Annotated in this window: 12 protein-coding genes; all 12 read left to right on the forward strand. The window is 59.9% G+C overall.

All coding sequences use genetic code 11. The features are described 5' to 3' along the window. Positions 1 to 429, forward strand: coding sequence for a YkgJ family cysteine cluster protein (locus K349_RS0112230; RefSeq protein ID WP_029166068.1), 429 nt, complete (start codon positions 1 to 3; stop codon positions 427 to 429). A 516-nt stretch (positions 430 to 945) separates the two neighbouring features. Beyond that, positions 946 to 2,307 carry an L-lysine 6-transaminase gene (lat, locus tag K349_RS0112240; protein ID WP_029166070.1) on the forward strand — a complete coding sequence of 454 codons (1,362 nt, stop codon included), beginning with the start codon at positions 946 to 948 and terminating at the stop codon, positions 2,305 to 2,307. Between the two features lie 366 nt (positions 2,308 to 2,673). Further along, a complete protein-coding gene (locus tag K349_RS0112245) occupies positions 2,674 to 3,879 on the forward strand; it encodes a DUF3084 domain-containing protein (RefSeq protein ID WP_169731353.1) in 1,206 nt (401 codons plus the stop codon). A gap of 48 nt (positions 3,880 to 3,927) precedes the next feature. Next, complete coding sequence (locus tag K349_RS0112250) at positions 3,928 to 4,146, forward strand: hypothetical protein (RefSeq protein ID WP_029166072.1); 219 nt, start codon at positions 3,928 to 3,930, stop codon at positions 4,144 to 4,146. A 30-nt stretch (positions 4,147 to 4,176) separates the two neighbouring features. Continuing rightward, positions 4,177 to 4,617, forward strand: a complete 441-nt coding sequence (locus tag K349_RS0112255; RefSeq protein ID WP_245588054.1) for a GNAT family N-acetyltransferase — start codon at positions 4,177 to 4,179, stop codon at positions 4,615 to 4,617. A gap of 272 nt (positions 4,618 to 4,889) precedes the next feature. After that, complete coding sequence (metK, locus tag K349_RS0112260; RefSeq protein WP_029166074.1) at positions 4,890 to 6,092, forward strand: methionine adenosyltransferase; 1,203 nt, start codon at positions 4,890 to 4,892, stop codon at positions 6,090 to 6,092. Positions 6,093 to 6,313: 221 nt separating this feature from the next. Next, on the forward strand, positions 6,314 to 6,928 hold the full coding sequence (locus K349_RS0112270) for a ComF family protein (RefSeq protein WP_157367388.1): 615 nt from the start codon (positions 6,314 to 6,316) through the stop codon (positions 6,926 to 6,928). After that, the gene (locus K349_RS0112275) at positions 6,915 to 7,316 is read left to right on the forward strand and encodes a hypothetical protein (RefSeq protein ID WP_029166076.1); all 402 of its coding nucleotides are present in this window, start codon (positions 6,915 to 6,917) and stop codon (positions 7,314 to 7,316) included. Before K349_RS0112270 ends, K349_RS0112275 begins: the two co-directional genes overlap by 14 nt. Before the next feature lie 191 nt (positions 7,317 to 7,507). Continuing rightward, positions 7,508 to 7,789 (forward strand): flagellar biosynthesis anti-sigma factor FlgM, encoded by a 282-nt coding sequence (gene flgM, locus K349_RS0112280; RefSeq protein WP_029166077.1) that lies wholly within the window; start codon positions 7,508 to 7,510, stop codon positions 7,787 to 7,789. Positions 7,790 to 7,793: 4 nt separating this feature from the next. Then, a complete protein-coding gene (gene flgN, locus K349_RS0112285) occupies positions 7,794 to 8,240 on the forward strand; it encodes a flagellar export chaperone FlgN (protein WP_029166078.1) in 447 nt (148 codons plus the stop codon). A 35-nt stretch (positions 8,241 to 8,275) separates the two neighbouring features. Continuing rightward, positions 8,276 to 10,831: a flagellar hook-associated protein FlgK gene (flgK, locus tag K349_RS0112290; protein ID WP_029166079.1), complete on the forward strand. Its 2,556-nt coding sequence runs from the start codon at positions 8,276 to 8,278 to the stop codon at positions 10,829 to 10,831. 42 nt (positions 10,832 to 10,873) lie between these two features. Next, positions 10,874 to 14,215 (forward strand): flagellar hook-associated protein FlgL, encoded by a 3,342-nt coding sequence (gene flgL, locus K349_RS18175; protein ID WP_029166080.1) that lies wholly within the window; start codon positions 10,874 to 10,876, stop codon positions 14,213 to 14,215. The last annotated feature ends 56 nt before the right edge of the window (positions 14,216 to 14,271 follow it).

Consider the following 14,271-nt stretch of genomic DNA (forward strand, 5'->3'; position numbering starts at 1 on the left):
ATGTCAAAAAATCAACCGTGGTGGATAAATGGTTTATTTTTTTCCTGCCGAGGATGCGGCCGGTGCTGTCGAGGAGAGCCCGGAGCGGTGTGGTTCACTCCTTCCGAGGAGGAGGCTCTGTGCACCTTTCTCGCTCTTTCTCCGGAACAGTTCCGCCGTTCCTACACGGTGACCAGGGAGCGCCGTCCCTCTCTCCGGGAGCGGTGGAACGGCGACTGCGTCTTTTTCGATGCCTCCCTTGGGAAGTGCGCTGTTTACCCCGTCAGGCCTCTTCAGTGTCGTCTCTTTCCCTTCTGGCCCTCTCTGCTCGCGCACCCCGACAACTGGGCGGATGAGGCGAGGCGATGTCCTGGCATGGATTCGGGAACATTTCACGCCGCCGCACTCATTCGGGAACACCTTGCCCTGGCACCCTTCCCAGATCTCTAGTCCGCCTCATCCGGCTGAACCGGCGGGAACCGCTGAAAAAGATTTCCGCCGTGAGCGTTTACCCAATCCGAATACCCCTGAAGAAAACTTGCTTTGCAGTTTTGTGTCCCTTCAAAAAGGCCATTTGTCCGGAGAATCCACGATCCCTTCAGAAAGACCGAAGTTTGCTCCCGTTAATCATCTTCATCTTCCGGAACCTCAAGAAGGCTACGTCAGCCCCGCAGGGCGCCTCGCAGAGCCTGATGCGACCCGAGTCAAGGAAAAGCGAAAGATCTTTGTTCAGAGTTTTCCTCCCTTTTTCGTGTCCGGACCGCCGAAACCAGCGGTGGAAGATGCGTGTCCATGAAACATGGTCTTCGCGAAAGAACGAATTGTCGTCTGATGTCTGGAAATTCCCACTTGCGCGAAGATCGAGTCCGACATAGAATGTAAACCGGGTGAAGTTAAGAGTACAGTTCACAAGGTGATTTCCGAGGGTGGGCTGTCGAGCCGTTTGATCACAAGGAGGAAGGTACAATGGCACACGTCAAGTGGAGCGTGACTCCGGACCAGGTGTTCCCGACCATCGAGAAATGGATGCTCCGGGACGGCTTCGATATCGTCATCGACATGGAAAAATCGAAGGGCAGTCACATTGTCGATGCGAAAACCGGAGACCAGTGGCTTGATTTCTACACGTTCTTCGCCTCGGCACCTTTCGGCATGAATCATCCGCGGACGACGACCGACGAGTTCAAGGAGAAGATCTTCCGCTCCGCCATCAACAAAGTTGCCAATTCGGACATCTACACCGTCGAAATGGCAGAGTTCGTGAAGACCTTCGCCGAGGTGGCGAAACCCGAGGGCATGGATCACCTCTTCTTCATCGACTACGGCACTCTCGCCGTGGAGAACACCTTCAAGATCGCCATGGACTGGAAGGTGCGCAAGCTTCTCAAGGCCGGCAAGATCACCAAGGGCCAGGCCGTTTCGGGAAGCAAGGGCACCAAGGTCCTCCATTTCAACGAAGCCTTCCACGGACGCAGCGGTTATACCCTTTCCACCACCAACACCAATGACCCCAACAAATACCAGTTCTTCGCCAAGTTCGACTGGCCCAGAGTCCTCAATCCCAAGATAGTCTGGCCTCTCGAACAGAACCTGGGTATCGTCGAGTGGATGGAACGCACGTCCCTCAACCAGATCAAGCGTGCCATCGCCGAAGATCCCGACGACATCTGCGCGATCATCATCGAGACCATCCAGGGCGAGGGCGGCGACAACCATTTCCGCACCGAGTTCTTCAAGGCTCTGCGCCAGATCTGCGACGAGAGCGACATCCTCCTCATCTTCGACGAGGTCCAGTGCGGCATGGGCATCACCGGTAAAATGTGGGCCTGGGAGCATCACGGTGTGAGACCCGACCTCTTTTCCTTCGGGAAAAAGGCCCAGCAGTGCGGCGTCGTGGCGGGGCCCCGCATCGACGACGTGGACGACAATTGCTTCGTCGTCTCCAGCCGCATCAACTCCACTTGGGGCGGTACCATTTGCGACATGGTCCGCGCCACCCGCTATCTCGAAATCTACCGCGACGAGAACATCCTCGACTACGTGGCCAACACGGCGGGCTCCCAGCTGCTCAGCGGGCTTATGGATCTCCAGAAGGAATTTCCCCACCTCATTTCCAACGTGCGCGGCAAGGGGCTTATGTGCGCCTACGATTTCCCCAACGCCGAGCTGCGGGATACCTTCAAGAAGGGATGCTGGGACAGAAAGATGCTCATTCTTCCCTGCGGCAACGTCTCCATGCGGTATCGTCCCGCCCTCAACGTTCCCGTGGAGGATATCGAGAAGAGCCTCGAAATCTCCCGGGAAGTTCTCAAGAGCATGGACAAGTAGAAGCAGGACCCGCGCTCCCGGAGCCGTCTTTCGGAAAGCGTTCGGATGCGTAAAGAAGCGATGTTCGCGGGCTCCCTTGTGGAGCCCGCTTTTTTACATGCGGTAATTCCGGGAAAATGTGGTACTGTTTTTCTTGAAGCGTCACCCTTCCAGTACCGCCGATAGGGTGTGATGTTTTTCGAAAAACCGGGAGGAACGGGTCTTTCCGAGACCGGACGACAGTTTTCGGGTCAGGAGAGCCGAACGTGTTCGTTGAAAGACCTCTGCGCCGAGAGGTCGTTTCCGTCGAGGTGCGTGGAACGCGGCTTTTCATTCGACCGCCTGTTTCCGGACAGAGAGCTTTCGAAACGAGGAGATGATGGAGCGGTGCTTGAACACCTGGGCGACATCAACTGGAAGCTCCTGATCGTTCTTATTCTCGTGAGTGCTGTTGTGGCCTACGTGGGAGACGTGTTGGGCATGCGCATCGGGAAAAAGCGCATCTCCATCTTCGGCTTACGGCCCCGCTACACCTCGTCGATTGTCACCGCGGTGACGGGAGTGATCATCACCCTTGCCACCCTGTTCATTCTCTCCACCACCACGGACACGGTCCGAACGGCGCTGTTCAGCCTCAAATTCGTTCAGCGACAGATCACCGAACTTACCTCCCAACTCCAGGAAAACCAGCAGGAAATGCAAGCGCTGGAACTCCGGCTTTTCGAGAATCAGGCGGAGCTTGCCACGAAGCGTCAGGAACTGGCCCAGGTGGAAAAGCGCCTTGCCGAAAGCGAGGAGTCGCTGCGAACCCTTCAGGAGCAGCTCGAGCGTTCTCTCGCGGCGAAGAGTGCCGCCGAGGAGCGCCGCCAGAAACTGGAAGGAGAGGTGCATCGTCTCGAGGTGCAACGGACCGAACTGGAAAAGGACATCGAGGCGCTCCGAACGGGTCTCGAGCAGATCCGTGCGGGGCGCATCATCGTCCTGGCCGGAGAGATCATCGCCCAGTTGCCTCTTCCCCAGGGGAGCGATGACGTTGCGGCGGAAGAGGCCATCCGGTCTCTCCGCGAGCGTGCCGTTGTGGTGATCCGCCGTCGCCTTCCCGAAGGTTCCGAGGAAATGCCCGTCGAGATCAGCGCTGATTCCCTTCGTCAGGTGCTCGATCAGGTTGGCGCGGATGGGGCTCCCCTGCGTATGGTGCTTCGCCTGGTGGCCAGCTCCAACGCCGTTCTCGGCGAGCGCGTGCAGACCAAAGTCGAGGCGCTGGAGAGCACGCGGATCTACGAGGCGGGGACGGTTCTGCTCGTGCGCAGGATCCAGGGAGGACTTACACTCGATGCGGCGGAAGCGAAACTCTACGAAATCCTCGCGGAGGTGAACGGAAAAGCCACGGCGGACGGCGTGCTGCGCGATCCGCTTCGTGGAACGGTGGGTACTCTCGCCGCGGCGGAGTTCTTCGACGCCGTGGAGAAGATCGCCTCTTCGAAAGGAACGCTCGAACTCATCGTCACCGCCGCGGAGACCACCTTTACGGAAGGGCCCGTGCAGGTGAAGTTGGAAGTGCGTTCCCCTGAGGAGGAAACTGAGGTACAATAAACACACATCCTGCGTTTCCTCGGGGAAGACGAAGGGAGATCTGGAGAAATGCTGATCGTGGCATGCCAGCTTTGCGGTGAAGTGAAGGTTTTGGCGGGTGCTCCCGACGCGGATGGCATGGCCCGGGCCATGTGGATATGTCCTCGCTGCGGTACCGGCCAGGTGGTGCAGCTTCCGGTGAGTGCCGATGCCCGCGGAGGCGATTTGCGGCGTATCTGTGTCGGCATGTCTCTCGGCGGCGCTGATTCCGCGACGGCTCGGTCGTAAAGGCCGTTTCCGACGCATCCGGGTTGCTCCGTGCCGAAAGTGCCGCACCCCATTCCGCAGGGGTATCTGTTCTACGACAGCAAACTGGCCGTGGACGCGGAGAGCATACATAACCTCTACCTTTTCACACGATGGGGGAGAAGCCGTTCTCTCGAGGAGATCCGAAAAATGCTCGAGGGGAGCAGCATGTGCTTTTCCGTCCACTTCGAGTGCAAGGTAGTGGCCTTCTGTCGTCTTCTTACGGATTTTGTCTTTCGCGGGTCGCTCTGGGACATCCTGGTTCATCCCGACCACCAGGGCAAGGGGCTGGGATCCGCGCTGATTGAATATGTCTTGGAACATCCGGCGGTGCGCAAGATCCCGCTTCTCATCACCTATACCAGCGACTTGGCGCCCTTTCTCGCCCCTCACGGATTCGAGCATAGGGAAGGGGCGGTCATGTTGCTTCGCAGACCGATAGAATATTCCTGACGTGATTTTCCCCACAGCTTTTTCCGGGAAAAGGCTGTGAGAAATGTTGTACGTTGACATTTCTTTCCAGGCACTGTATAAAATGTACATTACAAGGAAGCTCCGAAGAAAGACCTTTCGCTTTCCCTTGACTCGGGTCGCGTCAGGCTCTGCGAGGCGCCCGGCAGGGCTCACGTAGCCTTATTCAGAGATTCCACAAGGTTGACGTTTCTCTGCCCGTGATGTTCCTTATGCATGGGCAGTAATGTTGTGTTGCGGAGGTGCGGTAGGTTATGGCGAACGAGCGTTTTCTCATTACGTCCGAGTCGGTGACGGAAGGGCATCCGGACAAGCTGGCGGACCAGATCTCCGACGGAGTTCTCGACGCGATTCTCGAGCAGGACCCCATGGGACGAGTGGCCTGTGAGACTCTCGTCACCACCGGATTGGTCGTTGTCGCGGGAGAGATCACCACGTCCTGCTACGTGGAGATCCCGGCCCTTGCGAGATCCATCGTCAAGGAAATCGGCTACACCCGAGCGAAGTACGGATTCGACGGGGATACCTGCGCGGTGATCACCGCCATCGACGAACAGTCTCCCGACATCGCCCAGGGAGTGGACAAGGCCCTGGAAATCCGCGAAAAAGACATGAACGACGATGAAATCGACAAAGTCGGCGCAGGCGATCAGGGCATGATGATCGGCTATGCCTGCAATGAATGCGAGGAATATCTGCCTCTTCCCATTGCACTGGCCCATCGTCTGGCTCGGCGGCTCGCCAAAATGCGCAGAGACTGCGTTCTCCCCTATCTGCGTCCCGACGGAAAAACCCAGGTGACGCTGGAATACGAGGGGAGAAAAGCCCTCCGTGCAGACACCATCGTCGTCTCCACCCAGCATCATCCCGAAGTGGAGCAGAAACAGATCGCCGCGGACATCCTGGAGCACGTCATCAGGCCGGTGATCCCTGCGGCGCTGCTGGACGGAAAGACCCGTCTTCTCGTCAACCCCACGGGCCGCTTTGTGCTGGGCGGCCCCATGGCGGATACTGGTCTCACGGGACGCAAGATCATCGTCGATACCTACGGCGGTGTTGCGCCTCATGGTGGAGGTGCCTTCTCCGGCAAGGATCCCACCAAGGTGGACCGTTCCGCCGCGTACATGGCCCGCTATGCCGCAAAGAACATCGTCGCCGCGGAGCTGGCGGAGGTGTGTCAGATCCAGGTGGCCTACGCCATCGGTGTGGCCCATCCCGTTTCCATCATGGTGGAGACCTTCGGTACCGGCGTCGTGGACAACGCCACGCTCACGAGGTTTGTGCGCGAACAGTTTGACTTCCGTCCCGCCGCCATCATCCGGGATCTGGAACTTCGCAAGCCCCAGTATCGCCGGCTCGCCGCCTATGGACACATGGGACGCATCGATCTGGATCCTCTGCCCCGGTGGGAGTGCACGGATCGGGCCGAGGCGCTTCGCAAGGCCGCGGGGCGCTGAAAAAGAACGAACGCGTGGGAAGAAACTCTTTGACGGCAGCGGGGGCGTTCGATTTCGCCCTCGCTGCCGTCTTCCGTTCCTCCGGCAAAAAAACCGGAGTGTCGTTCGCCGGGCGTTCTCGAGGCGGAACGTTTCCGGTTCTGCTGTAGGGCATGTTCACCTTTCTGCGACAGGTTTTCTGCCATCTCCTCTGGCCCGCAGTCTGCCCGCTCTGTGGACGCATGGCGGTTCCCGTTTGTCCCGCCTGTCTCGACGCGCTTCTTCCACCGCCGACACCGGTCTGTCCCCGTTGTGGTGTTCCCGCACCCTGTCCGGCACATCCCGATCTGCCGCCGCTCTTCTTCGGCACCCTTCACGACGGCATGCCGCGGCGTCTTCTCCTCGATCTCAAATACCGAGGTCAGTCCTCTCTCGGCATCCCCATGGGGCACGCGCTCGGCCGGCTCGTCGCCGCGTGCCCGAGCTTCCCCGAGGGCGATCTCGTTCCCGTTCCGCTCCATCGGGGGAGTCCGCGTTCCTTCAATCAGGCAAAACTTCTCGCGGAAGGAATGGCCTCGGTTCTCTCCCGCCCGGTCCGAGATGTGCTGGAATGGCAAAGAGCCCTTTCGCCACAGGCGGAACGCTCCGCCGCCGACCGCAGAAGCCTTCCCGAAGAGGCCCTTTCGGTGCGCCGCTGTTCAGGTCCCTTGAGAGGCGTTATACTTGTCGATGATGTGTGCACCACGGGAACCACGTTCCTGCGGGCCGCCGGCGCGGTGATGCGTGCCGGTGGAGCGGTGTCCGCTCTGGTTTCCTGGAGTCGCTCCCGGGGAGGGAATCCGCATGGCCCACTTTGATCTGCGCAGTTGTGCCGTCTGCGGCAACGCCTTCGTGAGCGCCGGCACCTCGTCGGTGTGCAACGAGTGCCGGGTCGAACTCGACGAGGTGTACGCCTACGTGCGGGATTTCCTGCGCGCCCACCCCAAGCTCACTCCCACCGTTCAGGACCTGTCGAAACTTCTCGATCTCGACGAAAAATTCCTCCAGGCCCTTGTCGAGGACGGGCGCATTCAGAAAGTCGAACCCGGGAAGGGGCGACGGAACTGCCAATCCTGCGGTGCCTCCATCGTGACGGGAAACCTGTGCTCTACCTGCTCCCGCAGGATTCACGCGGACATTCTCAAGGACAAGAAGAACCTCCTGTACATTCATCAGAAATACCGCCGCAACAAAAAGGAGCGTTGAGCGCGGTTCCGTCGGCTCTGCGGTAGCGGTCCTGTGCGACGGTTCCGCGAGCGCCTGCGCCGCGTAACGCCTGGGGCGTTTTGTGTGACACACGTGTCGCGCAAAACGCCGATTTTTTCCTCGGGTGGCTAAAGCTTTTCTCAAGATATTCCGATACTGGAAGCGAGCTTCATGGACAGGGGTGAGGGATCATGATCGACAAGGTGCAGCGCGTTCTGGGTGCCCAGTATCTGCAGAAAAGCGCGGGGAAATACAAGTCGGCGTCCGGAGAAACCCAAAGCGACGGACTTGAGGTCAGCACCTTCGCCAAAGAGCTGGCCAAAGCGACGGGCGAACTCAAGAAGCTCCCGGAGATTCGGAGTGAGCGCGTGGACACGCTTCGCGAGCAGGTCGAATCGGGTACGTACAAACCGGACCTGAATCTCGTCGCACGGCGTCTTCTCACTGCGGGTATCCTGCAGAAGGAGGAATGACCCCGTGGTGGAAAAATTGGTTCCTCTGCTCGAGCAACAGGCGCAGACGCTGCTTGAGCTGTGGAATGTGGTCGTGCAGCAGCGGGAGGCGCTCCGGGAAGAGCGCCTTTCTTCGTTGCAGGACTTGATGAAGAAAGCGCAGGCGCTTTCCTCCCGGGCCCGAGCTCTGGAGGCCGCCCGCGAAAAGGAGACGAACTCTCTGGCGGGTATCCTCGGATGCGCACCTGTTCTAAGTGAATTTGTCCCCCGCCTTGCGGAAGCCGAGGCGGGTCGGCTTCGCTCCGCCGGAGACGGATTGTGCAAGGCAGTGCTGAAGCTCAAATCGGAAATGCAGATCCTTTCGAGGCTCGTGGAGCAGAGCACCATGCTGGGTGAATTGCTCATCGGCGAGTGGCGCCGCCTTGAAGGATCTTTCGGGACGCCGACGGGAGGCTTCGATTTCCGGGGATAGGCGTGCGGTGCGAACGAAGGAGGGAGAGGTTCGTCATGGTCAGTACCTTTTTCGGCCTTGAGATGGGAAAAAGGGCGCTCAACTACTTCCGAACGGGCATGGATACGGCGGGGCACAACATCTCCAATGCCGATATCGAGGGATATTCGCGGCAGCGTGTCCAGGCGTCGAGCACCGACCCTTACACGGTGCCCGGCCTTTCCAGCCCCTCCTCCCCCGGACAGATCGGAACCGGCGTGGGTGTGGATGCTATCGTGCGCATCCGCGACGCCTTCCTGGACATGCAGTACCGCGAAGAGACCACGGTTCTCGGCTATTGGGAGCAGATCGAAGAGGTGATGAACACGCTCGAGGTCTTCGTCGGCGAACCGTCCACGGATGGTCTTTCCAGTGCCCTTGACGACTTCTGGTCCGCCCTCCAGGAGGTGCACACGAACCCCGAGAGCTCCGCTGCCAGAGAAGAGCTGGTCCAGAAGACAATCACTCTCACGACGCTTCTCGATCAGCTCTCGACGAACTACACGCAGTACCGGGAGGCGCTGAACGAGGAAGTGGCGCTCAAGGTGCAGGAGGCGAACAACTACATCGACCAGATCGCGGCACTGAACGGCGTCATCGCCGAAGTGCAGGGTGTCGGAGGAAATCCCAACGACCTGCTGGACAGCCGGGACCTTCTGGTGGAGAAACTCTGCAAGCTCATCGACTGCACCGTCTCGACGTCTTCCGAGCAGGCGGACGGCGATTACAAGATCTATCTCGACGGCAGGATCCTCGTCCAGGGAACACAAACGCGCCATCTCGTCCTTGCCCCCGTCGCGGGAAACCTGGGGTACTACGATGTGCAGGTGGAGGACAACGAGTTCGATTACGTGGACAACCCCGATGTGCTCGGCGTCATCATCGAACAGCAGGCCTCCGAAGCGGTGCACGTGCTCACCGTGGAGCGCCTCGCCTCCGAGACGTCCTGGGAGATCGGCAACGGCAACGACCGCGTCGAACCTCAATATACGGACGAGGCATTGAATCTCTCCGGCAGCTTCAGCATCACCGTGAGCAGCTCGGGAACACAGAAGACGAGTTCCTCGTTCGACGGAAGCGCCGCCACCGCCATCGCCCTTGACGTGCCTGCGAGTACGGACCCTACATCCTATCAGTTCCGCATCGCCTCCGGAGATTTCGAGAGCATCATCACCGCTTCCTGGAATGCGGGGGCCGCTCAGTGGGAACTGACGGACAATCACGGATCGACGCAGGTGAACGGCTCCGGTGCCGGTGGCGCCCTGTTGCTTTCCGACCTGCAGGCTTTTCTCTCCGACACGGTCTATACCGACGCGAGGCTCAACGTGAGCGTCGGCGAGAACACCGCCGGAACGAAATCTTGGCTCAAGGTCGCCTCCACGGAGAACAGCCTTCTTTCCTTTACGGACGTCAAGGGAGATCTCCTCGCGGGCAAGCTCGGCATGGCCGACGAGGGAGTTACCGTGGAGATCGAAATCACCGAAGAGGACACGCTGGAGACGATCCGGAACAAGATCAACGGTCACTTCGCGGCCTCCGACGATGATCCCGATTCGCCGGAGCAGTGGCTCCACGCGGAGATCCGCTACGACGAAGTCACGAACAGCCACTATCTCGTGCTCCAGAGCAACGTCGTCGGCGAGGCGTACCGGATCAATGTGGGCGGCGACGAGGGCGGCAGCCTCTACGCAGCACGCAAGCTCGGTCTCGTCAATACCGAGGACACGGCCCTCGGCGTCGAGCAGAACTCCACCAGCGTGCTCACCCGGGCGCAGGACGCAGTGGTCATGCTTGACGGCGTGCGCTACATGTCCTCGGAGAACACCTTCACCGAGGCGCGCCTGCTGTCCAAGAGCGACGGCTATGCGGCGTCCACCCTGCAGACGGTCTGCACGGGGATCCACTTCACCCTGAAGGCGACGGGCACCTCGGGAATCACCGTGGATCATCACGTTCAGGGCGGGGAGATCGCGGCACTTCTGGAGGCCAGGGACGACATCATTCTGAGCCATCTCGCCACCTTCGACGAAATCGCCTACGAGCTCGCCCAGGAGATGAACGCCATCCACTATGCCGGGCACGGTTACGGTGACAGCGCCACGGAAACCGGCATCGCCTATTTCGACCCCATTGCACTCCGGTCCGGTGCCTCCACCAAGCTGAGCCTCAATGCGGCCATAGAGAAGAACGCGAATCTCATCGCCGCCGCGAGCGACGACGGCAACGGCTACACGTGCGGTTCCGGCGACGGAAGCAACGTGCTTCGCATGGCCCAGCTCAAACAGGCCACCGTGCTCAATGGAAACAGTGCCAGTTTCAACGGCTACTACGAGACCTTCATCGCGAAGATCGGCAGTGAGGGACTGCGTGCCACTACCATGGCGTCCAATCAGCGGGCACTGGTAAACCAGATCGAGACGCAGCGCCAATCGGTGATGGGAGTCAACCTGGACGAGGAGATGATGGACATCATCCTCTTCAATCAGGCGTTCAATGCCATGTCCCGGTTCATCACCACCCAGGACGAGATCCTGGACAAGATCATCAACGGCATGGGCGTCGTCGGTCGCTGAGACGCCGCGTAGGGTTCCCGGAATCAGGAGGAGGGAGTAGGTATGCAGCGCGTAACGAATTCCATGGTGCAGATTTCAACACTGGCGGACATGCACAACAACCTGAACCGCCTCCTGAAACTGCAGCAGCAGATTTCCTCGGAAAAGCTCTACAGCCGCCCCTCGGACAACCCTGTGGCCGTGGCGCGGGAGCTGTCCCTGGGCACTGCTATTTTCGAGAATGCCAGATACGTGTATAACATGGACAGCGGTGTTACTCTGCTGGAGAACACCGAGTCCGCACTGGACCAGATCACCTCCATCGTGCAGCGTATCCGGGAGCTGACGATCTATGCCGGAAACGGTGCGCTGGAGGATGTTGACATGGATGCCATCGCCCAGGAGATTGCGGAATTGAAGGAAGAACTCCGGCTCACCGCCAATTACAGTGTGGAGGGGCGCTATCTCCTGTCTGGGCTTGCCACGGACACCATTCCCTTCCAGTACGACGCGAACGGCAATGTGGTCTACATGGGCAACGATTACAACATCTACTTCGAGACGGAACGCGGCTCCGAGGGAAAGGTCTCCCTGAACGGCCTGGAGGTCTTTCCGTCGGATGTGACGCAGTACGTGTTGCAGAGCATCGAGGTGCCCATCGACTTTGAATGGAGCGGCCGCAGCGAGGTGCTCCAGTTTCAGGTGGGGGACCGTACGGCGAAGGTTCTCATTCCGGAAAAATGGACCGATGACGACGGCGTGGACAGTGTGGACGACACGGACTACAACCGGTTCCGCGATCCCAACGAGACGGAAGGGTACACTCTGGATGAGATCGCAGCGATCATCAATTCCAGCCTTGCCATGGGAGACGTGGGGCGTCTCGTCTCCGTCGAGGTCGTCAAGGACGAGGCCGCGGGCGTGCAGCGACTGGTGATCCGCAGCCACACGGGAGAACCCGTGCAGCTCACCTCCTGGCCCAGTACGGATGCGGAACAGCTCTCTCAGGGGATCGAGGGCGTCGATGTGGATCTGGCGACTCCCCTTGCGGCGGACGGTACGCTCACCTTCGGATGGAACGACGGAACAACCAGCACCATCGACGTGACGACCGCCGATTCTCTCCAGGATATCGCGGACCGCATCAACGCCGAGATTCCGAACGTTCTTGCACGAATCGTGGAGGACGGTTCGGGGAACGGTCGGCTCGTCGTCTTCGGTCAGGAAGAGGGAGAGGCATTCTACCTTACCGCGACAGACGGTGCCAAATATCTTTTCCCCGTGCCGCCATCCGCCGAGGGAGAAAATGGAAATTTGGCGACACCCGTGACTGCACCCGGTACGCTCACCTTCGAGAGAAGCGACGGAACGACCAGCGTCGTCAACGTGGCTCCGACGGACTCGCTTCAGGATATCGTGGACAATATCAATGCCGGAGTCTCGGGTGTCATTGCCGCGATCGTTGAAGATGGTGCGGGCAATGGGCGAATCGCCCTTTTCAATGAATCGGGGGGGACGGTGGCGCTCACTCCGGCCGGTGGCGCCACGGATCTTTTCTCGACAGCGTTGACGATGGATCCTGCGAAGGATCTCGCCCTTGCCAGCGAGGCCGTGAAAAAGACCACCGACCACAGCCATATCGACCTCACCAGCCTTTTCCGCATGGAAACCACGATCAAGAGCACGGAGGTGGACACGAACTTTTCCATCGACACCACGGCGGCGGCACTGCACTGGCGGCTGGAGAGCGGTTCCAACCGGGCGGAGATCCTCATCACCGATGACGCGAATCTGACGCTGGAGGAATTAGCCACCCGCATCCGCAATGTCGCCGGAAGCTGGCTTGAGGTGACGGTGGAGACGGACGAGCAGGACCAGGGGCTTTCCCCCGCCTCTTCGGGGGGAACGAACGCGGAGAATGCCACACAGCGCCTCGTCATCAAGACCCTCGACGGCGAGTCCTTCGTTCTCTACGACAAGACGTCCGTTGCTGGGGCCGACTACGCGAGCCAACTCGGAGTCAGCACCGTCACGAAGGGCGTCACGAGTGGAACGTTCCCTTCCGGAAGTGGTCTCGACGAGACGTTGCCGGCGCTCGTGAGTGTCACCGTGGGAGACAGGGAATACACGGTCAAACTCTACCGGGAGAATGTGACGACGGCGGGAACGAACGACCTCGACGGTGTCAAGGTCGCCGAGGAGATTGTCCGCCAGGTCAACGAGCAATACGGAGGCAAACTGCTCGGCACGGACGACCTTGGCAGCGGACAGTTCGTCCTCTACAGTTACACCGGAGAACCGCTGCGGATCACGGATCTCCCCTTCGGCGACCCGGACCTTAAGGCCGACGAATACGGCGGCGGCATCGCCCTGCAGCTCGGCCTCACCACGGGAGTGATCGGTGACGCCGTGTCCGACGAGGCCGTAGGTGCTTTGTGTACTCCGGGAACCTTCCGTATCAGTACCCTCGGGCGCACCGTGGAAATTGCGGTTGTCGCCGGAGATACCCCCCAGACGATTGCGGAGAAGATCCGCCTGAACGCCGGAAGCTGGCTCGACGTGTCCTTTGTGGACTCCAACATGAGTGCGGCCGGGGGAACCGTCCAGCTCGCCCTCTCCGCGAAGGACGGTTCCCCTGTCTCCGTGCTGGATCTCACCGGAGATGTGGCGCAATACCTCGGGCTGGACAACACCGTCCGGGCGGAACTCGGCGGTACCCTGCCCACGGCGGGGAATCTCGAGATCACCGTGGACGGATATACCCATTCCATCGATCTGTCGACTATCCGCGATTACGACCAATCCGGAACCGTGGATTTCAACGATCTCGTCATCGCGATCAACAACCGTTTCCAGGGACAGGATCTCCGGGCGGAACTCCTTGACGACGGAGGGACATCCTATCTCGCCCTCCTCTCCGATCAGGGGTACCGTATCAGCGTGACGGACACCTCCGGGACGTTGATCACGGGAGGTGTGACGACCACGGCGGTGCGCAACGGTCCTCTTTCCGACGACACACCCTATACCCAGAACGTGACGGTGCGCACTGCGGCGAACCAGAACCAGACGAATTTCTTCGGTCTTCTCGACGACCTCACGGCGGCGATAACATCCCAGGATCGGGAGGGATTGAGCAATTCCCTTCTCGGCAAGATCGACGATTTTCTCGACAATCTTCTGCGGCAGCGCACGGAGGTAGGAGCGCTCGTGCAGCGTTACGAGAAGAGCCAGGCGCGCCTGACGATGAACACCACGTCTCTCACGGAGCTGCAGAGCAAGGTTGCGGACACGGATCTCGCCGATGCCATCACCAAGTACCAGATGGCTCAGGCCATCTATTCGGCGAGTCTGGCCGTGATCGCCCAGATCATCCAGCCAACGCTCGTGGATTTCCTGAGCTGATGTCGGTGATGACGGTTGCGGGACATTCCCTCGGGGCGGTTTTGCTGCTCCGCTGG

The sequence above is a fragment of the Aminiphilus circumscriptus DSM 16581 genome (genome assembly GCF_000526375.1).
Taxonomy (GTDB): Bacteria; Synergistota; Synergistia; order Synergistales; family Aminiphilaceae; genus Aminiphilus; species Aminiphilus circumscriptus.

Bases quoted from the DNA above. Each gene is read 5' to 3' on its own strand.
- flgK (WP_029166079.1), top strand. From the start codon at position 8,276: ATGGTCAGTACCTTTTTCGGCCTTGAGATGGGAAAAAGGGCGCTCAAC.
- lat (WP_029166070.1), top strand. From the start codon at position 946: ATGGCACACGTCAAGTGGAGCGTGACTCCGGACCAGGTGTTCCCGACC.
- K349_RS0112270 (WP_157367388.1), top strand. From the start codon at position 6,314: ATGGCGGTTCCCGTTTGTCCCGCCTGTCTCGACGCGCTTCTTCCACCG.
- K349_RS0112275 (WP_029166076.1), top strand. From the start codon at position 6,915: ATGGCCCACTTTGATCTGCGCAGTTGTGCCGTCTGCGGCAACGCCTTC.
- metK (WP_029166074.1), top strand. From the start codon at position 4,890: ATGGCGAACGAGCGTTTTCTCATTACGTCCGAGTCGGTGACGGAAGGG.
- K349_RS0112230 (WP_029166068.1), top strand. From the start codon at position 1: ATGTCAAAAAATCAACCGTGGTGGATAAATGGTTTATTTTTTTCCTGC.
- flgM (WP_029166077.1), top strand. From the start codon at position 7,508: ATGATCGACAAGGTGCAGCGCGTTCTGGGTGCCCAGTATCTGCAGAAA.
- K349_RS0112250 (WP_029166072.1), top strand. From the start codon at position 3,928: ATGCTGATCGTGGCATGCCAGCTTTGCGGTGAAGTGAAGGTTTTGGCG.
- flgL (WP_029166080.1), top strand. From the start codon at position 10,874: ATGCAGCGCGTAACGAATTCCATGGTGCAGATTTCAACACTGGCGGAC.